Here is a 19,125-nt window from a genome sequence, read left to right as displayed (position 1 = left end):
CCCTGGACCTGAATATCGCGCCTGTCCGTCGGACAAGTCGCACATGAGGAACCTGGGACTAGCGTAGGTGATATTTTCAGGTAGATTATTTAAAATCTTTTTTAAAATAAGTAATTCAATTTTTCTTTGCAATGGTGTTCTATCTAAAAGACACAACAAGAAAAGGAGCACACCCGATGCCCATGAAGGAATGCTTATGAATGCCCAGAGCGACTCAATCGATATCGCCATCATCGGCTCCGGCTTTGCCGGCTTGTGCATGGCGATCAAGCTCAAGAAGGCCGGGTTCACCGACTTCTTTATCGCCGAGCAGGCCGACACCCTCGGCGGCACCTGGCGTGACAACCACTACCCAGGCTGCGCCTGCGATGTGCAGTCCCACGTGTATTCGTTTTCCTTCGCGCCCAACCCGGACTGGACGCGGCAGTTCGCGCCCCAGGCAGAAATCCGTGCGTACTTGGAGCAATGCGCCACGCGCTACGAGCTGGCGCCCTACTTGCGTTTCGGCATGGGCCTTGAGCGGGCGGTATTCGATGAGCAACACCAGCGCTGGCAATTGCGCTTCAGTGATGGCCGCCAGGTCAGCGCGCGGGTGCTGGTGTCGGGCATGGGCGGCCTGTCGCGTCCGGCGCTGCCGGATATCCCGGGACTCGACAGCTTCAAGGGCAAACGCTTCCACTCACAGCAGTGGGACCACGCGTACTCCTTGAAGGGCAAGCGCGTGGCGGTGATCGGCACCGGCGCCAGCGCCATTCAGTTCGTGCCGCAGATTGCGTCCCAAGTGGCTCATCTGGACCTGTTCCAGCGCACGCCACCGTGGATCATGCCCAAGCCGGACCGGGCAATCTCACCTCTCGAACGCTGGCTGTTCAAGCACCTGCCCTTCACCCAACGCCTGGTGCGTAGTGCCTTTTATTGGGCTCTGGAAGGCCGCGTGGTCGGCTTTGCCCTGCACCCACGGCTGATGAAAATGGTGCAGAAAATTGCCCTGCGCCATCTGCATAAACAAGTGGCACGCCCTTCCCTGCGCAAGACCCTGACCCCGGACTACACCATCGGCTGCAAGCGCGTGCTGATTTCCAATGACTACTACCCCGCGCTGTCGAGAAGCAATGTCGAAGTGGTCACCGACAACGTGCTGCGCATCGAAGCAGACGGGGTGATCACTGCCGACGGTATCAAGCACCCAGCCGACTGCCTGATCTTCGGCACCGGCTTCCAGGCCACTGACCCCCTGCCCCGCGACTGCATCATCGGGCGCGACGGCGTGGACCTGATGGATGCCTGGCGAGACGGCGCCCATGCCTACAAGGGCACCACGGTGCCCGGCTATCCCAACCTGTTCCTGATCGTCGGGCCCAACACCGGCCTGGGGCACAACTCGATGATCCTGATGATTGAAGCCCAGGTGACCTACATTCTCGATGCACTTGAGCAAATGCAGCGACATCGCATCGCCAGCGTGGACGTCAAACCCAGCGTGGAGAGCGCTTACAACCAACAGCTGCAAGCCAAACTCAAGCGCACCATCTGGAACACCGGCGGATGCCAAAGCTGGTACCTGGACCCGCGCACGGGCAAGAACACCACCTTGTGGCCGGGCTCGACCTGGCGCTTCAAACGCGTCACCCGCCAGTTTGCGCTCAAGGACTATGTGACCAGTCGGGTGCCGATCCATGCGCCCCACCGTCCTGTGCCTACAGCCCATTCCACTGCCGAAGGGAGCCTGTCATGAAGTCATTCAACGGCCGCGTAGCGGCCATTACCGGCGCGGCATCCGGCATGGGCCGCGCCCTGGCAATGGCCCTGGCACGGGAAGGCTGCCACCTGGCACTGGCGGACAAAAACAGCCAGGGGCTGGAACAGACGTTGGCATTGATCAAGGCCTCCACCCTGGCCCCCGTGCTGATCACCACCCAGGTGCTGGATGTGTCCGATCGCCGGGCCATGGAGGACTGGGCTGCGCGCTGCGTGGCCGAACACGGCCGGGTCAACCTGGTCTTCAACAATGCAGGGGTGGCCTTGTCGAGTACGGTGGAGGGTGTGGACTACGCCGACCTGGAATGGATTGTCGGCATCAACTTCTGGGGAGTGGTCCATGGCACCAAGGCGTTTCTGCCGTACCTGAAAGCCTCAGGAGAAGGCCATGTCGTCAACACCTCCAGCGTGTTCGGCCTGTTTGCCCAACCGGGCATGAGCGGCTACAACGCCACCAAGTTTGCCGTGCGTGGCTTTACCGAATCCCTGCGCCAAGAGCTGGACATGCAACGTTGCGGCGTATCGGCCACCTGCGTGCACCCCGGTGGGATACGCACCGATATCTGCCGCAGCAGCCGTATCGACGCCAACATGACCGGGTTCCTGATCCACAGCGAGCAGCAGGCCCGCGCCGACTTCGAAAAGCTGTTCATCACCGACCCCGACCAGGCCGCCAAGGTGATCCTGCACGGGGTGCGTAAAAACAAACGTCGCGTGCTGATCGGCCGCGACGCCTATTTCCTCGACCTGCTCGCCCGCTGTCTGCCGGCGGCCTATCAAGCCCTGGTGGTGTTCGCCAGCCAGCGCATGGCGCCGAAACCCCGCACACCGGTGCTTGAAACCAACGACGAGCCTCGTCTCTGAACAGGAGCACGCACTATGCTGCCGATCCGCCGTGACATTCATTTCGCCCTGCCCGCCGAGCGCATCAAAAACTGGCATGAACAGGGGCCGTTCATCACGCACTTCTTCAACGCACTGTCGCTGCTATTCCCCCAGGGCGAGCTGTTTTTCATGGACAGCGTGCGCCACTACCGCCAACGCATCGACGATCCAGCGCTGAAGAAAGAGATCCAGGGTTTTATCGGCCAGGAGGCCATGCACAGCCGCGAACACGTGGCCTACAACGATCTGCTGCAAGCGGCCGGCTTACCAGCGCACACGCTGGACCGTCGGTTGAAGTTCATCCTCGACCTGCAGAAAAAACACCTGCCAGCCTCCTTCAACCTGGCCGTGACCATTGCCCTTGAACACTACACTGCGATGCTGGCCGAAATCCTGCTGAGCGACCCGTCTCGCTTCGGCGATTCACTCAAGGGCTACCAACAGATGTGGTACTGGCATGCCCTGGAGGAAACCGAACACAAAGCGGTGGCCTTCGATGTCTGGAACACCGTGATCAAGCCCGGGCCCAAGCGCTATTTATTGCGTACCGGGACCATGCTCACCACCACGGTGTTTTTCTGGCTGGTGGTCTTCGATTTCCACCTGCGCCTGCTGATCGCTGACCGCAAGTCCGGCGGGCACCTGAAAGGCTTCTGGCGCATGCTGAAATTTCTGTATGGGCCCAAGGGAGTTTTCCCACGGATGCTGGTGCCGTGGCTGCATTACTTCAAACCCGGCTTTCACCCCTGGGACCACGACAACCGTGCGCGCCTGGCGGGAATCGACGGGTTGGTCGAGGAGATCGAACAGACCCAGCGCGGGTATTAGACTTGCGCCAAGGCGGCGCGCTCACGCACAAAGTCTTCCAACTGATCTGCCGGCAGTGCCTTGCTGAAATACCAGCCCTGGATAATCAATTCGGCGCCGGTGTTCAGAAAGGCCAACTGCTCGGCGGTTTCCACGCCTTCCACCACCACACCCAGGTTCAGCGCCTCACAGAAGCGCAGCATGCCAGTCATGACTTGGGCGCCTTTGGGGTCGCGCTGGGCCACCACGAAACTGCGGTCGATCTTGATGAAATCCACTGGAAACTGATGCAGGTAGCTCAAGGCCGAAAAACCGGTGCCGAAGTCATCGATATAGACCTTGGCGCCGATGGCCTGCAGCTTCTGGATGGTCTGGCGCGTGACCTGAATATCGCCGACCAGCGCGTCTTCGGTGATCTCCACCGAGACGTGCCCGTGGGCCTGGGCCAGGATTTCTACGAGGCGTTCACCATAGGCGGCGTCGGTCAGCGTCGCGCTGGAAATATTGATAGTCATCGGCAGGACAAAGCCGAGTTTCTGCCACTTCTGGTACTGGCGAACCGCCTGGGACGCAACCCACACATCCACGTCCGGCATCAACTGCGCCTGGGCCAGCCATTGCAGGAACTCCCAAGGCGAATGCACCTTGCCCTGGGCGTCACGGGCACGCATCAGCGCTTCACAGCCGGTGCACAGGCCGGTGCGCGTCGAGACTTGTGGTTGGAATTCGAGGTAGAAATCGTAGTCGCTGATTTGCTGGATGCGGCTCAGTTCATTGGCCTGGCGCGCCAGGGCCTTGTGGGAGGCGAGCACCGGATCCAGCTCACGCAGCCGGCCCTTTTCTTCAAGACCACGGAAGGTCATGTCCAGAGACTTGAGGTAGACCGTGCCGCCTTCGGTGGCCTGGCGATGAATCGCAAGCACATACGGCGCATACACCAACGTGCCCAGGCCCAGCAGCGTCAGTTGCAGCGCCACCGCCGCGAAGTCACCATGAGTGCTCAGGTAGGCATTGAGCAGCACCGGCGCTGTGAGTGGAACGCTGACCACCGCCGGCGAGACCCAGCCCATCTGCACCACCGTCAACGCCACCATGGCATTCAACGCGGGTACCACCAGAAAGGGAATGAACAAGCGCGGGTTTAGGATGATCGGCAAACCGAACAACAGCACCTCACTGACGTTGAACAGTGACAGCGGCAGACTCGCCATCGCCAACAAACGCATGGACTGGCTCTTGGAGAACAGCAGGATCGCCAGCAACAGGCATAAAGCTCCACCCGAACCGCCGATAAACGCGAAGCTGCCCAACAGGCCGCTGTTCAACAGGTAGTTGATCGGCTCGCCCGCCGCCGACGCCGCACCGTTCAGCGCCACCGCCTGGTCCAGCACATCGAACAGCGGCTGCATGGCGTACACACCGTGGATGCCGAAGAACCACAGCAGCGAATTCATCAGGGTCACAAACAGGCCGCTGCCGTAAGGCGACTCCAGGGCATGGAGTACTTGGGGCCCCTGGAATTGCGCCACGTAAGGAATCTGCAGCAGCAAAGACAACACCACCACCAACGCCAGCGCGGTGATGGCGCCCGGTACCACCATATTGATAGTGCCCCGCAGGTTGTGCCCCACCAGGTCTTCATTGACCAACCGAGTCCAGCGGTAACGGTGCAGCCACGCAATCGCCGGCACATTCAACAGCGGCGAAGCAATCGCGATAAACAGGACGAAAGTGGCCGAAGCGCGTGGGTATTCACGCAGGATAAACGTTGCCACCACTACATGGGCCAGACACAGGAACGCCACCGGCAGTTGCGGCAATCGATGCTGGATTGCCAACATGTAACCGATGGACGCAGCGACCAGCAGCGGGATCACAGAGCTGATTTGATTGTGCAAGCCAGCGAAGAACGCCACCACTTGCGCATCGAAACCCAGCATCCGCGCGCATTCGGACAGGATCAGGAAACCGGCAGACACCAGCAGGCAAGGCAGGATCCACAACAAACCTTCGCGGATCGCTCGAAGAGACTCCGTGCTGGCCAAGGCGGCCAGACGTTGGGTGAAGAAAAGCTTGAACAGCGTTTGCGCCATGACCGATCCCTCTGCCCATCGCCCACTGTCCCTGAAAGGCAGGGCCGGAAATACGGGGTTAACGCTACACGTCAAGGCACGCTGAGCGAAAGCCTTTTGCCATTTATCCAGATGTTTTTCCATAATGGATGACAGTCAATTCCTCAGATTTCAAAAGTAATTGAGTTTTGTGACGTGGGCCACTCACTAAATCTGCTTCGGTGCTGATGACCTTCCTGTTATTGTTTTTACTCAATCCTATGCGTGCCTGGACCAACCGCCGGCGATACAAACGCACCCGCCGCCTCGCGGCAGGCCACGGACCAAAGCCCGGCCATTGAATGGAGTAAGCCCTTGTCACCACCCGGCGATAACCACCAGTTGGCACTGGACAGATTCCTCAACGAACACCCCGATGTTGCCGCAGAACTCGAGACCTTGAACCCGCTGGCCGCACAAGCCAAGGGCGAAACCCTGGCACACTACCGCGCCGAACGGCTGCATGAAGCCTTCGAAGCCGAAGCCGAACGTCAGGGCCTGTTTGCTTGGGAGTTGACGCTGAAACTGACCGCCGAGTCCCCCGAAGCCTTTGAAACCCAACGCCTTGACGTCCACAAGGAAGTAGCACAGATGGCGGGGCTGAGCTGGGACGAATACTGCCGGATACATGATGTGGCCGGTTGACGCATTAGCCCCTGAACCATAGGCACCGACGGGCTGCCAAGCCCTCGCACAGCTCGGCAACATCGACGGTTCGCTGCACAGGGTCAATGGCCAATGCTGAACGTAACAACGGCCAGTACTGCCTGGGCAGTTGCCTGGGTCGCGGCAATCGTTGATTGCGTTGAGGCTCTACAGGCCGCCGTCCTTCGGCCATCTCATAGAGCACCCGGGCCGCCCCATACAAGTCGGCGCTAGCCGACGGCAATCCTCCTGCTATCAGCTCCGGTGCCGCATACGCCGGCGTCCAGGCATTCAGCCGGTTGCGGCTCAAAGCCGGCAAGCCCGCCTCTGCCTGGGCTTGCGCGTGACCCAAGCCAAAATCGAACAAGCGTAGCCCCTGCTCCCCAACCATGATATTCGCCGGTTTCACATCGCCATGCAGGACACCCTGCCGGTGGGTGTAGGCCAGTGCTTCCAGCAGTTGCAGGGCCATGGGTTGCAACTCTTGCCATGGCAGTCCTTGAGGACACTCCTGGAGCAGGCGATCCAGGGTCAGTCCAGGCATCACTTCCATAGTGAAGAATGCCACTTGGAGGGCTGTGTCTACCTCGAACGAAAATGCACGCACCACGTGATCATGGCGCAGGCTTCGGGTCAGGGCGAACTCGCTGTAGAGAAGCACATGCGCGTCGGTGGAGGCGGATAGGCTCTCGCCTAACAATTTCAGCGCCACACGGCAGTCTGGCTCGCCGAAAGCTTCATGCAGCAGATCCCGCGCGCGATAGACCACCCCCATGCCCCCGGTGCCGAGGATCCGCTCAAGCTGATAGCGCCCCGCCAGCAAGTTCGGCGGACCTGCCGCTGCGCTCATGGCTGGACTACCACGGCGGTCAGGTCATCCCGTGCCGGCCCCTGCAGCACGCCACGGAACAACCGATCCACCACCTGCCGTGGCGTGCCTGCGCTCATGGCACTCCCCAACTCCTTATGGCTGAGCCCCTGGTACAGACCGTCGCTGCACAACAAAAACACATCACCGGGCTTGGCGCGCAGCTCCAATATCTCAAGGCTCAATGGCTGCCTGGCTCCCACCGCACGGGTCAAGGCTCTTGCGCCAGGATGAGCCTGGGCCAGTTCCGGGCTCAACTGTTGCGTGTCTATCAGTTGCTGCTGCAGAGAGTGGTCCCGCGACAGTTGATACAGCCGCTGCCCTCGCCACAGGTAGCATCGGCTATCCCCTGCCCAGACACAGGCGGCGCGATGGTGCTCCAGTAACAAAACCACCACCGTACTGCCCATGATGCCCGCCACGCCATCGGCAGGTTGTAACTGGCTGTCGAGGCCTCGCAGGCACCGCCCAACGGCCTCGATGCGTTGGTCAAAATCGCCTTGGCCGGGCAGTGCAGCAAGGCTGCGAACCACCCGTTGGCTGGCTACATTCCCGGCATGATGCCCCCCCATACCATCCGCCACCGCCCAACAACCACTTTGCGGGCAATCGAGGAACGCATCCTCGTTGAGTGTGCGGCTCTTGCCTTGCGCCGTGCGCCCGGCACTCCGCCAGGGCTGTGCACCGCTCACAGTTGCTCCGGCAGGCGGAAGGTGCGCCATGTCGCCATCTGAAATGGGCTCGAGTCACGTTGACTGGTGAGCAGGTAATTGGCCCGCAGACCGGCCAGGTCAGCCTTGAGAACCTGCGCATCCCTGCCGCTCGCGGGCTCGCTTTGCATCAGGTCGAAAAACCGGAACAACGACCAGGCGCCACTGTCTTTCTCAATGCCCAATGGCCGCTCGGCACCACGCTCCAGCACCAGGCTGCTGCGACCATTCTCCGCCTCGTTTGGCCAATGGAACGCCACCGGCACGATCGGGCCGTGGCGGTACTCCAACTGCTGATCACCCACCCGTAGCGTCGCCCGGCTGACGGCCTGGTCCAGGCTATAGGGCGCCAGCGTGAACCGTACGGCCAACTCCCCCTGATCCTCGGTGAAAAAACCTTGGCGAATGATCTGCGCCCTGGTCAGTTGTTCCAGTAACGAGCGCGACATCGGCAGGCTGCGCCCTTCTATCCCCCGCAGGCGATAGCGGTTGCCCTCAACGACGACGAACGGCCGCAGGTAACTCTCATAAAAGCGTGCCATGGCACCCCGAGGCTTGAAAAACGCCTGGAAATCGCCCAGGGCAACGTCGCTGCCAGCATGCGCATCGAATGGGTAGCGGCGCTGAATGGCTTTCGCATAGAAGCCATAGACTTCGTTTTGATAGTGCTGATTCACAAACCCGTAGGCGTTATCGAGCAGCTGGCGCCAGCTTTGGTCGGCAATACCTTCGAACCACCCTTTGAGCGGCTGCGGGAAGCGAGCCGCCGTATCACGCAGGTTGCCCAGCAGGGGCTGCTGTCCATCCATGCGTTGCCTGGCCATTTTGAACGCTGCCTGCTCCGGTGAACTGTCCCGGCTCACTACCGACAATTGCAACTGCAGCTCATCCAGCAAGCGCAATGCCTGCGTCAACTCGCCCCCTGGGTTCTGCTGTTCGTCGAGCAATAGGTGCAAGGGCTCGAAGCGGCGTTGCAAGGCACGCCGGGCATTATCCGGTAGCCCCGCGCGGGACAGGCTCCTGGACGTCACCGCGCCCAGCCCGGCGACTGGCTGGACTGCCGTTTCAAGTCGATCGGAGACCGACACTAACCGTGTGTTTTCGCGCACCTGCTGCAACAGCTGCACCAGGGCCGATTGAGCCGATGTAAGGCTTGCGAGATATTCAGCGCCTTGTTGCAGGCTGCCACTTTCGCGCAATCTGATCCGACCTAGGGCGTCGCTCCAGACGTCGGCGTATTCACTGAAATAGCGCTGCTCCAGCACCAGCATCAGCCTGCGCAAATCTGCTGCGCCGAGATCGCCGCCCTCTCCAAGGACCCAATTATCCTGAGCAATGGCATGGACCATCTGAGTGCCCTGCTGTTCGAATAACTGCAGGTATTTCCTGGTGTAAAACCCCGGTATGGGCGGTTCAACCCTGGAAAACGCCGGGCCTTCGGCCAGAGGGTAAGGCTCCAGGTTCCGCGCTTGTTCCCGCAGCGCCCGGTAGACCACCTCCGCCAGTGACTCCCCGCGTAATACCAGGCGCGCCCTGGCGACCAACGCTTCATCCAACGGCGCCAGAAACGGTTGTTCGAGGAGCCGAGCAAAGTGCTCATTCAGGCGCTTGTTCGCCGAGGAGTCGCCCGACCATTGGCCAGACACATACTCTGCCAGCCAGGCGTTATCACGCCGCTCACGCAGATTGAGCATCAGGTAGGCACGCAGGTTATCCAGCAGTTGTTCGCGGTCACCCAGGCTGCCTCGCACGCGTCCTTCGAGCACGGTGGCCACGTATGGCAGAAACCGCTGCTGCAAGGTGTGCTCATAGGCTGCGGCCAGCGGTGCAATACTCAGCGCGCCCTGATACAAGCCGGCCCGATCGATCCACCGAGCTTGCGCCTGTGGCGAAAACACTTGGGTTGCCGCCAGGCGACTGTCCAGCAGCGTCAGCAACGCATGGCTCTCGTCCGCCCCTGGCGGGGTGCCGGTCTGGGTGTGGATCAGTCCCGTCAGTTGCAATAGGCGCTGATGGTTGAACGAGTAACTGTGCGCCCACACCGCCCCCACTGTCCCGATGACCACAGTCGCTGCCAGCGCCATCCATCCGTGGCGCCGATGTATGCGCTGCCGCTCCGGGGTCAGCAGTCCGGCCTGGTCGGCCTCGGCAAATATCACGCGTTTAAACAACCCCTGGACAAAATGCGGACGTACATCGACGGTCTTCGCACAGGTCAGGTAGAAACCTCGCAGGGCATTGATCGGCTGATTGCGGTTGACAGAAAACGCCGCCTCGATAAACAGGCACAGGGCGTCACCGATGCGTGCGACCTGCCGGGGAAAATCAAGCATGTGCCCTCGGCGCTCGACATTTCGCTCTTGATGCAAGCGCGGAATCAGGTCTCCACCCAGGCGCTGCAACAGGTTCTCGAACACGTCTCTCACCTGGGCGAAGTCCGTACCCAGGTCCCCTCCCAGGACCTGCTCTGTGCCATCGCCCTGCTGAGCATCAAAAAACTCGGCAAAACCGGCCAACCGGTCAGACTGGGTCAATACCAGATACACCGGCACATCCACGTGCAGTGTCTGTTGGATGTCCTGCAAGCGCGTACGCACATGGCGGGCATGACGCTCCAGGTCGTGCTCGTTGCTGCTTGAAAGTGTGTCGGCCGACAACGTGACGACTACGCCATTGAGTGGCCGCGACCTGCGCCGCCACTTGAGCAGATCAAGCAGCGTCGACCATCCGGCTGCATCCACTGAAGGGTCCGGCTGGCCCAAGTAACGGCCCGCAGCCTCGACCAGAACGGCGTCTTCGGCAAAATACCAGTCACACCAAGACGTAGCCCCCAGGGGCGCCGCGTCGGGGTGGTCGAATGGGGACGGCAAGCCGCTGGCCGCCAGCAGGCTGGTCTTTCCACTGCCTTGCTCGCCAATCAACAGATACCAAGGCAACTCGTCTCGCCAACGCTCACTGCGCTCACCGTAGCGTCGTGAGGTTTTCAACGCCTGCAGCGCCTCCTTGAAGCGCGCCCGTACCTGTCGTATTTCCTCGTTGATCAATGCCTGCCGCTGATGGCGCTCATGCTCTTCAGGCTGATTCAACCGAGCGGTACGACGCGCGCCCATCCCGACCATCGCCAGCCCCCACAGCAACAGCAACCCGCTGATGGTCAGCAAACGGGACGTCGGGCTTTGCCAGAAACGGTAGTCATCCACCGCCAGCAACGGCCCGAAGAACCACACCAGCAGCGCACAGGACAGCACCAGCAGCAAGCTATATACCCAACTTTTACGTAGCACCGTACCCACGCCTTTGAAGAATGCGTTCATCCATTGCTCCCTGCGTTACGAGGGTGTCCGAGACAGGCCTGACACCGGAAATTGAAGAGGTTGCAGTGCCGCCTCGCGCTCCTGGCTCAGCACCCAGGCAAACCCTGAATACATCACCAGTAAACAGGCCAGCACACCGACAGCGGCCCACATGGCAGAGACGATGCGTATTCGTCCGCGAGGAGCCTTCCCCCTCTCTGGGGAAATGGATAGCGGCACCCGGTCACCCCGCACATGCCTGATCTGGCGGTAAACAGCATCCTGAACCGCTTCGAGTTGCCCCCTTCCCCGCTCCATGACGCGGTATTTGCCTTCGAATCCCAACGCCAGGCACAGGTACATAAGCTCGAGCATGGCAATGTGCTTGACGGGATCGCGGGACAAACGCTCCAGCAACTGGAAAAACTTTTCACCACCGAAGGTTTCGTTGTGAAAGCGGCTCAACAGGCTCCTCTTGGACCAATCGCTGCAACTTCCCCACGGCGTGGTGACTACTGCCTCGTCGATAACACTGCACAGCACATAGCGTGCAGACATCACCTGGCTGGTCTCTGCCCCCAGGTGCAAGGCATGGGCCTCAAATGCGCTGATGGCCGATGAGAGCTGGTCATTGAGCGCCTGCAAGCTTTCCCGAGCGGGGCTGGCCTTGAGCTGGGCAACCTGCGACAGGAGCTCCCAGGCCGCAGCCAACAGCATGTTGGTGCCCATCTTGAAACGCTGCCCCGGCAGGTTGGCGGCGTAGATCATCCGATCTTCCAACTGCTCGAAGCGTGGCGGCGATGGGAAGTCCGTAACGGGTCCCCGTGCCGGTCCGAGCCCATCACGGTCCAGCAATACGGTTTTTTCATCCAGCGGGTATTCACTGTCCATCGTCATGGTATTCAGTTCCTGATAGCCCAGAAGTTGAGTTCCAGCTCGGCGAACTCACCGCTCGCGTGGAAGGCAAAACCACCCGACTGCTCCAACTGCGCGATGTCACGCGGACTGAGTTCGAGCATGAAATAGGTTTTGGCGGCGTGATATGGAATCTGCCGCGGTGCGACCGGCAGCGGCTGTACCTTGATACCGGCCAGGTGCAGGTTCACCAGCTCGCGGATCCGTTCCACGGGACCGATCTTGAGATGCGCTGGCAAACGATGGCGAAGCTCTTCCGAATCACATTGGGCGGTGGCGGCCAAAATGAATGTGGCAGTGCCGAGCAACTTGAGATCGCTGACCGGGCAAACCAGCACCCCGTATTGCCGCTGTTGCAACACCAGCTCGATGGCATGTTGCTCCAGCACCGACGACAACACTGTGCGAAGCCCCTCCATCAGCCCACGAAAGCTCGCCCCCTGATCACCATGCCTGTAGTGCACGGCAAGTTGCGCGCGCTTGTTGTCGTTGGCGAACGTCGACAGCTCACCGAGGATCGACAGCAACTCTCGATACAGCCGCTCCGGTCGCACCTGGGCCTGTACCAGGTAGTGACGCAGGATCAACTCGGCACGATTGATCAGTTGCAGCATTAGAAAGTCGCCGACCTGTGCGCCTGTCGAGGCGCCACTCCCCTGGATTCGCGCTGCAATCGCATCGCCACGCGTCGCCAGCAGGCTGATCACCTCCTTGATGCATGACGACACATAACCGGTGCCCTGGAGATAGATGAACGTCGGCACAAAATCCGCATCCAGGCTTACGCCGTCTTCGCGCGTCGAATCCTGCACCTGGGCGACCTGGAGTTTCACGTAGAACGCATCACTGGGCCCCTCGCCCAGCATCAGGCGCAAGTCCGGGCGTGCGCAGTTGATCTGGCAACGCGAATCGGCGCCAGCGTTGGAATCGCCGATCTCTGTTTCACAGGCGACGTAGCGTGCCAGCACATCGCTTTGCTCCTTCCTGCGCACTTCGACCTGATTCTCCGTCGCCAGCGGCAACGCCAGGTAAACAGCTTGCCTGCCCGCGTTGGCAGGCACCTGCAACACCAAGGGCTCCATCGCGCCGCTCAACTCGAACAAGCTGCCGTCCGGCAATACTCCACTGGCCTGGTTGACAACCACCTTGCCCAGATTGAGGTACTGCAAATCGAGGTCCAGGGTCAGGAACCCCCACGCATCACTGCTCAGCAACCGAGTTCGGTTGAGCTGTCGATGGTAGTAGCGGTCGTTGTGTTGCAAGTGCTGGGGCCGCAACAGCATGCCCTCTTGCCAGATAACGTTATGGACCAGCATCTCAATTCTCCGCCCTGTCAGTCTGAGGGGCTGCCATCCGCAGGCCCGTCTGGTCCAGCACAATGTCGGCACGCGTCAATTGCCCCGGCGCCACCGGCAGCACCAGCCGCCATTGCACATGAGGCAAGTCGCGATAGGCCGCCAGCACGCCGACGTAGCGGCTATGCGGCTCGACACTGAGCTTGAGTGCCTGCTGTTCACCAGGACGCAATTCCAATTCCTCGCCGCTGACCCAATCCTTGGAGAGCGTCTGCTCGGCGCGGTCGTACAGGCTGAAAAAATCGGCGTTTTCAAAGGCCACGGGGTGCCGCAGTTCAAGCAGTTGCACCACCACGGGTGACGGGCGACCGTGAAGGTCGGGGTTGACTTCATCACCTGCGATCAACGTCAGGTCGAGTTTGGTCAGGGTCGAAAAAGGTGAAAGGCTGCTACATCCGGCCAACAGGCACAGTGCTGACACCCGTGACAGGGCAGTAATTCGGTACCTGAACGTCATCCTGGGCACCCTACATTCAGGGTGGAAACCAGGCGTACCTGCTCCCCGTAGGCATTGGAAAAGTCATTGCGCAGCAACTGATCACCCAAGGAGTTTTCGTCAACCAGTCGTCGATAGTGGCGTTGGTAACTCCGCCAATGGGCCGCCTCGGTGAAAAACCTGGGGCGCTTGCCCTCGCGCTCGAAACACGGCAACAACTGCCCAGGCGCAAAGGCTGCCAGTGCACCCCGTACCGCGGCCCGGCAGGCCACGACCATCGCCAGCTGATGAACTTGCAGGTCTCGACAGGCCTCGGCGACGGCTTGCTCGGCAGCGAGTTCACCCGACTCACCAGTGCCCAACAACGACGCCATGGCAGCCTGGCTGTCGGCGCAGACTTTCAACGGGTTGCGAATGTTCAGCACTGGGGAGACCAACGCAACGTTGATCTCGCTGTTGAGCTCATCGCGCGTTCGCAGGCTTTGCTGCAGCCCTTCGATGGCGTGCCTGAGCAGCCCTGCCACCTTGATCGCAAGGGCTTCGCGACCTGGCGTATCAAGCGTGTCCAGTGGCAGGCCCAATGCTTGCGCGAACTGCGGCCAGAACGCTTGCGAGGCAGCAGGCGCGGCGATGACGGGTTCGGGAGGGTTCACTTGCCTGTCGGGTGCGGCCCATGTCGGTACGACCAGATGATCGCGATCCACAGGCCCTTGCATGTGGGATTGGGGAGACACCTGCGTTGACGCATCCAGGGCATCCAATTCTGCCGATGAGTCGACGCACAATTGCTCGCGATCCAGTGCATGAAGAGGGTCAAGCCCGAGGAATGCGTCGTCTGGAATCAAGTCATTCCGAGCAAAGGGCCGCCGTTCATTGGCCACCAGGCGAGCACGAATTTCCAGCTGGCCCAGTTGGTACACTTCCCCCTCGGTGATCAGCCGCGCTTGCCCTTTGTCCAGGCGTTCCATGCTGCCTGACACCGTGATGCCATTGCTGCTGATATCCGTCAGGAAGTAGTGACCTTCTCGATAACTGACCAGGGCATGATGACTGGAGATCAGGCGATGGGCATCGGGGATGATCCAGTCACACCCCACCCCACGGCCGATCACACCGCCAACCCCCTCAAACGTCTTGCGGGCCAACGGTTCACCGTTCACGACACTGCAGACTTCAAACACTAATTGCATGGCAGAACTCTCCTGCTCACTGCCCACGACGGACCGCCTGGGGATCACCCAAGGGGCGGTAGTCGGCATCGTCAAAGACATAATTGGCGTTACAGCCACTCAACAAACACAGCGCAAGCAACAGGGCTTGCCATGGATGAAAAAACATCAGGTATCTCCCATGAAAACCAGGTGCCAGCACGTCCCCACTCAGCACTCCTCACGGACATCGCCAACGGGGATTTTCAGACGCGCCAGGCGATAGAGCAGCGTGCGGCGGGCGACGCCCAGCTCACGCGCAGTTCGGGTGCGATTACCACGGTTCTTGTGCAAGCAATCGATCAGGAACACCCGCTCTACCCGCTCCAAGCGTTGGCGTAACGTCGCATCGACAGAGGTATTGGCAGGTGGTGCAGGCAAGGAAAGATGCACCGGCAGGATCACTCCGTCATCGCAGAGCAGTACTGCGCGCTCCACCAGGCATTTGAGCTCACGGACATTGCCGGGGAAGGCATAGCTCGACAGTTGGTCGAGGGCCGCGCTGGACCACGACACCGGTACACGTCCCAGCGCAATGGAAGCCTGTTGCGCAAATTCCCGCGCCAGCAACAACACATCCCCGTCGCGTTCACGCAAGGGCGGCAGTTCGATGGGAAATTGCGCCAGCCTGTAGTAGAGATCTTCGCGAAAACTGCCTTGGGCTACCATTGCGGCGAGGTCGCGATGCGTCGCAGCGATGATGCGCACATCAACCTTGTGTGCCGCACTGGCGCCCAGCGGGCGAACTTCGCCCTCCTGCAGAACCCGCAGCAACTTGGCCTGCAGAGACAACGGCATGTCGCCGATTTCGTCCAGGAGCAGCGTGCCACCATGCGCCGCGTCAAACAGCCCGACATGGTTGCGTTCAGCCCCCGTGAAGGCCCCTTTGCGATAGCCGAACAGTTCGCTTTCCAGCAACCCTTCCGGAAACGCCGCACAGTTTTGCACCACGAACGCTTTGCTTTTGCGCGGCCCTGCAGCGTGGATAGCCCGCGCCACCACCTCTTTGCCTGTCCCCGTCTCGCCACGCAGCAATACGGTGTAAGGCGTCTGCATGACCTTGCCGATCAGGCGGTACGTTTCATCCATCGCCGAACTGCTGCCGATCAGCCCAAATTCTGCACGGGGGGCCGGTGTACAGTCATTCTGGAGGGCGATACTTCCTGTGGAACACTGACGCTTCAGCAGAAGCAGCTGCATCAAGGCAAAACTGCCCAGTTGGCTCAAGGAGACAGAGTAGTCCTGCAAGTTTTTCCGGCATTGACTGGCGCATACCAACACGCCATTGATGGCCTTACCGCGGTTGAACAACGGCACGCAGGACAGCGCTTTCCAGGGGGATGCCAGCGTTGGCAGAAACCCGCATTCATACACGCTGTCGGTGGGATCTTCCAAGCTAAGGGCCATCTGATGACTGAGTACATGGCGCAGCATCTGCTCATGCTGAAAGTCCTTGGTGCCGACCGGATCGCCGGAGCTAAGCGCTCCGGACAAATGCTGGGCAATCAGCTCAAGCCGGCCAGTGGACTCATCTCGCCAGTACCACTGACTGAGTTCGCATTGGCTCAACTGCGCCACCGCCGTAACACATAGACCGGGCAACGTGGCTTCGTCGCCATCGATACCCAGCCGAATGAACCAGCCAAGCAGCGCGTCGGCGTAAGCCCGCGAATGGGGTTCCTGGTTGGACCGGTCGTCCCTCATTGGCTGAACTCACAGATGGGCATGCCATTCCCCGCCAGGTACGCATGCACATGCGTCAAGGGTTCATCTTGAGCCATCGCCCGCAGCAAGCGGTCCACCACCTGCGGTAACAAATGCAGCTCGATCCACTGGTCAATAAAACGAGCGCCACTGTCTCCGTGGGAGCAATGCTCGGCCATGTGTGCAACCAGGTCTGGCGTATAGCTGAACGCCAGCTTGCGCAGACTTAACCTCTGCCCCAGGCGCTCCAACTTAAGCCTGGTCAAATCATTCAGAATCTCACCCGTCACCGGGTAATACGGCACCACGCGCATTCGGGCCAATAACGCGGGTTTGAAGTGGTCACGCAGCAGAGGACGGATTGCCTCTTGCAGCACGTGCATCTCAGGTCGCTGGCCACCTGCGCACAGCTCACCGATGCACTCGCTGCCCAGGTTGGAAGTCATCAGGATCAGCGTGTTGCGAAAATCGATTTCCCGGCCTTCCCCATCATTGGCCACGCCCTTGTCGAAAATCTGATAGAACAGGTTCAACACTTCCGGGTCGGCTTTCTCGACTTCATCGAGCAGCACCACCGAATATGGGCGTTGGCGTACGGCTTCGGTCAGCACACCGCCCTCGCCGAAACCGACATAACCGGGCGGTGCCCCAATCAAGCGAGACAGCGAGTGTTTTTCCTGAAATTCGGACATGTTGAGGGTGGTAACAAAACGCTCACCGCCATATAACAGATCACCCAGGGCCAACGCAGTCTCGGTCTTGCCGACGCCACTTGGGCCGACCAGCAGGAATACTCCGACCGGCGCATCGACCTTATTGAGCCCGGCGGCAACGGCGCGCAGGTTGCGGTCCAGGGCTTGCACCGCGTGTTCCTGGCCAAGAATGCGCGCGCGCAGCGCATCGGCTAGGCCCAGCACCCGTGCACTGTGTTCGAATGCCAGTTGTTCAACCGGGATACCGGTCCAGCCACTGATGACTTCGGCCACCAGGCGCGGGCACACCTGCTGCGTCGATGTTGGCTGTTCCAGCCAACACTGCTCCAAGTGCTGACGTTCACTTTCCATCGTCTCCATGCGCAGGTTAAGTCCGTGCAACACCTGCTCATCCACGGGAAGCCCTTCCTGCCTGTCACGACTTATTGCCTGATGCTGCCGCACACCTTCTGCCTGTTCCGCGTAGAAGCGTTGCAATGCCTCCGGCGCCGTGTCCCGACGGGTACGCAAGCGAGCGCAGGCGGTGTCCAATACATCCACTGCCTTGTCCGGCAACTGACGCCCGGACAGATAACGCGCGCTCATCTGCGCCGCCGCTACCACCGCGTCGTCCCGTACGTAAACGCCATGGCTGCGCTCATACACCGAAACCAGTCCACGCAGGATCGAAACCGCTTGCTCGACGCTAGGCTCGCCAACCAATACAGACTGGAAGCGCCGCGCCAGTGCGGGGTCTTTTTCGAAGTATTTCTTGTATTCCGACCAGGTGGTGGCGGCGATGGTGCGCAGTTCGCCACGGGCCAGGGCTGGCTTGAGCAGATTAGCGGCGTCGGACGCGCCCGCCTGGGCGCCCACCCCGACCAGCGTATGCGCCTCGTCGATAAACAGGATCACCGGTTTCATCGAGGCGTTGACCTCGTCAATCACGCCCTTGAGGCGCCGTTCGAATTCCCCCTTGATGCTCGCGCCGGCCTGTAGCAGCCCCATGTCCAGGGTTAGCACCCGCACATCCCGGAGAGGTTCCGGCACCTGCGCAGTGACAACGCGCAACGCGAGGCCTTCGACAACGGCCGTCTTGCCGACCCCGGCTTCTCCGACAAGTATTGGGTTGTTCTTGCGCCGGCGCATCAGGATGTCGATCAACTGGCCAATTTCAGCATCCCTGCACAACACCGGATCGATACGTCCTTCACGGGCCTGCCGTGTCAGGTCGTGAGTAAAGCGCTCCAGCAATGAATCAACCGTCGGCGCAGGACCTGGGCAAGGCGCCTGGCCCAGCACGAAACCATGCACCCGTTGCACGTCCAACCGGCTCAATAACACTTGATAGGCACTCCCCGCGTACTGCAGCGGGTGACGCAGCAGTGCCAACAGCAGGGCGCCGTGATCGACCTCAGCCTGGCGCAGTTCCACATGGGCAACCATCAGGGCCTGTTGCAGCCATTGCACAAGCGCCAGGGCAAACACTGGATTGCGCGAAGCACTGGCCTCCCCCTTCGGTTGCAGTGTGGCTTGCAGCTCGCCGGCCTCAATGCCCGCATCCGCCATTGCCCGTACCAGAAGGCCGTCTTGATGCTCCAGCAGCGCCAGCAGCAGGTCCTCCACCAACACTTCCCTGCCCCCGCGTGTCACGCAGCGTTCAGCAGCGCGCACCAAATCCCGGCGAGCCTGGGCGGTCAATGTCTGGATAAGTTGTTGCAGATCCACATTCATCATA

Annotated in this window: 15 protein-coding genes; 4 read left to right on the top strand and 11 right to left on the bottom strand. The window is 60.6% G+C overall.

The features are described from left to right. The first annotated feature begins 196 nt into the window (after positions 1–196). The 3 genes from AB4O08_RS25715 to AB4O08_RS25705 are packed head-to-tail and all read left to right on the top strand — an operon-like array spanning position 197 to position 3,471. Positions 197–1,735, top strand: coding sequence for a flavin-containing monooxygenase (locus AB4O08_RS25715; protein ID WP_010209985.1), 1,539 nt, complete (start codon positions 197–199; stop codon positions 1,733–1,735). Next, positions 1,732–2,622 carry an SDR family NAD(P)-dependent oxidoreductase gene (locus AB4O08_RS25710; RefSeq protein WP_010209983.1) on the top strand — a complete coding sequence of 297 codons (891 nt, stop codon included), beginning with the start codon at positions 1,732–1,734 and terminating at the stop codon, positions 2,620–2,622. The genes AB4O08_RS25715 and AB4O08_RS25710 overlap by 4 nt, the downstream gene beginning before the upstream one ends. A gap of 15 nt (positions 2,623–2,637) precedes the next feature. Beyond that, positions 2,638–3,471: a metal-dependent hydrolase gene (locus AB4O08_RS25705; protein ID WP_010209982.1), complete on the top strand. Its 834-nt coding sequence runs from the start codon at positions 2,638–2,640 to the stop codon at positions 3,469–3,471. On the opposite strand, the gene AB4O08_RS25700 is transcribed toward AB4O08_RS25705, so the two are convergent. Next, on the bottom strand, positions 3,468–5,543 hold the full coding sequence (locus AB4O08_RS25700; protein WP_460114488.1) for an EAL domain-containing protein: 2,076 nt from the start codon (positions 5,541–5,543) through the stop codon (positions 3,468–3,470). The genes AB4O08_RS25705 and AB4O08_RS25700 overlap by 4 nt on opposite strands. Positions 5,544–5,876: 333 nt before the next feature. Here AB4O08_RS25700 and AB4O08_RS25695 point away from each other — a divergent pair, with 333 nt between their 5' ends. Next, entirely contained in the window at positions 5,877–6,206 is a 330-nt protein-coding gene (locus AB4O08_RS25695) for a DUF6388 family protein (RefSeq protein ID WP_010209978.1), read from the top strand. A 4-nt stretch (positions 6,207–6,210) separates the two neighbouring features. Here the strand turns inward: AB4O08_RS25695 and AB4O08_RS25690 are convergent, their stop codons facing one another. The 10 genes from AB4O08_RS25690 to AB4O08_RS25645 are packed head-to-tail and all read right to left on the bottom strand — an operon-like array spanning position 6,211 to position 19,124. Then, on the bottom strand, positions 6,211–7,056 hold the full coding sequence (locus AB4O08_RS25690) for a serine/threonine-protein kinase (RefSeq protein WP_010209976.1): 846 nt from the start codon (positions 7,054–7,056) through the stop codon (positions 6,211–6,213). Further along, positions 7,053–7,766 carry a PP2C family protein-serine/threonine phosphatase gene (locus AB4O08_RS25685; RefSeq protein WP_460114487.1) on the bottom strand — a complete coding sequence of 238 codons (714 nt, stop codon included), beginning with the start codon at positions 7,764–7,766 and terminating at the stop codon, positions 7,053–7,055. The genes AB4O08_RS25690 and AB4O08_RS25685 overlap by 4 nt, the downstream gene beginning before the upstream one ends. Continuing rightward, a complete protein-coding gene (gene tssM, locus AB4O08_RS25680; RefSeq protein WP_460114486.1) occupies positions 7,763–11,098 on the bottom strand; it encodes a type VI secretion system membrane subunit TssM in 3,336 nt (1,111 codons plus the stop codon). Before tssM ends, AB4O08_RS25685 begins: the two co-directional genes overlap by 4 nt. Before the next feature lie 15 nt (positions 11,099–11,113). Continuing rightward, a complete protein-coding gene (icmH, locus tag AB4O08_RS25675; protein WP_010209972.1) occupies positions 11,114–11,974 on the bottom strand; it encodes a type IVB secretion system protein IcmH/DotU in 861 nt (286 codons plus the stop codon). A gap of 5 nt (positions 11,975–11,979) precedes the next feature. Beyond that, positions 11,980–13,308 carry a type VI secretion system baseplate subunit TssK gene (gene tssK, locus AB4O08_RS25670; protein ID WP_010209970.1) on the bottom strand — a complete coding sequence of 443 codons (1,329 nt, stop codon included), beginning with the start codon at positions 13,306–13,308 and terminating at the stop codon, positions 11,980–11,982. A 1-nt stretch (position 13,309) separates the two neighbouring features. Then, complete coding sequence (gene tssJ, locus AB4O08_RS25665; RefSeq protein ID WP_021491578.1) at positions 13,310–13,804, bottom strand: type VI secretion system lipoprotein TssJ; 495 nt, start codon at positions 13,802–13,804, stop codon at positions 13,310–13,312. Further along, a complete protein-coding gene (tagH, locus tag AB4O08_RS25660) occupies positions 13,801–14,973 on the bottom strand; it encodes a type VI secretion system-associated FHA domain protein TagH (protein ID WP_187517004.1) in 1,173 nt (390 codons plus the stop codon). The genes tssJ and tagH overlap by 4 nt, the downstream gene beginning before the upstream one ends. A 16-nt stretch (positions 14,974–14,989) precedes the next feature. Next, entirely contained in the window at positions 14,990–15,121 is a 132-nt protein-coding gene (locus tag AB4O08_RS25655) for a hypothetical protein (RefSeq protein WP_010209967.1), read from the bottom strand. A 41-nt stretch (positions 15,122–15,162) separates the two neighbouring features. After that, positions 15,163–16,695 (bottom strand): sigma-54 interaction domain-containing protein, encoded by a 1,533-nt coding sequence (locus tag AB4O08_RS25650; protein ID WP_460114485.1) that lies wholly within the window; start codon positions 16,693–16,695, stop codon positions 15,163–15,165. Then, positions 16,692–19,124 (bottom strand): AAA family ATPase, encoded by a 2,433-nt coding sequence (locus tag AB4O08_RS25645; protein WP_460114484.1) that lies wholly within the window; start codon positions 19,122–19,124, stop codon positions 16,692–16,694. Before AB4O08_RS25645 ends, AB4O08_RS25650 begins: the two co-directional genes overlap by 4 nt. Position 19,125 lies beyond the last annotated feature (1 nt).

Source organism: Pseudomonas sp. H3_E07, assembly GCF_054668895.1.
Note: the sequence above shows the minus strand (reverse complement) of the source record. Positions and strands in the feature narration are given on the sequence as shown.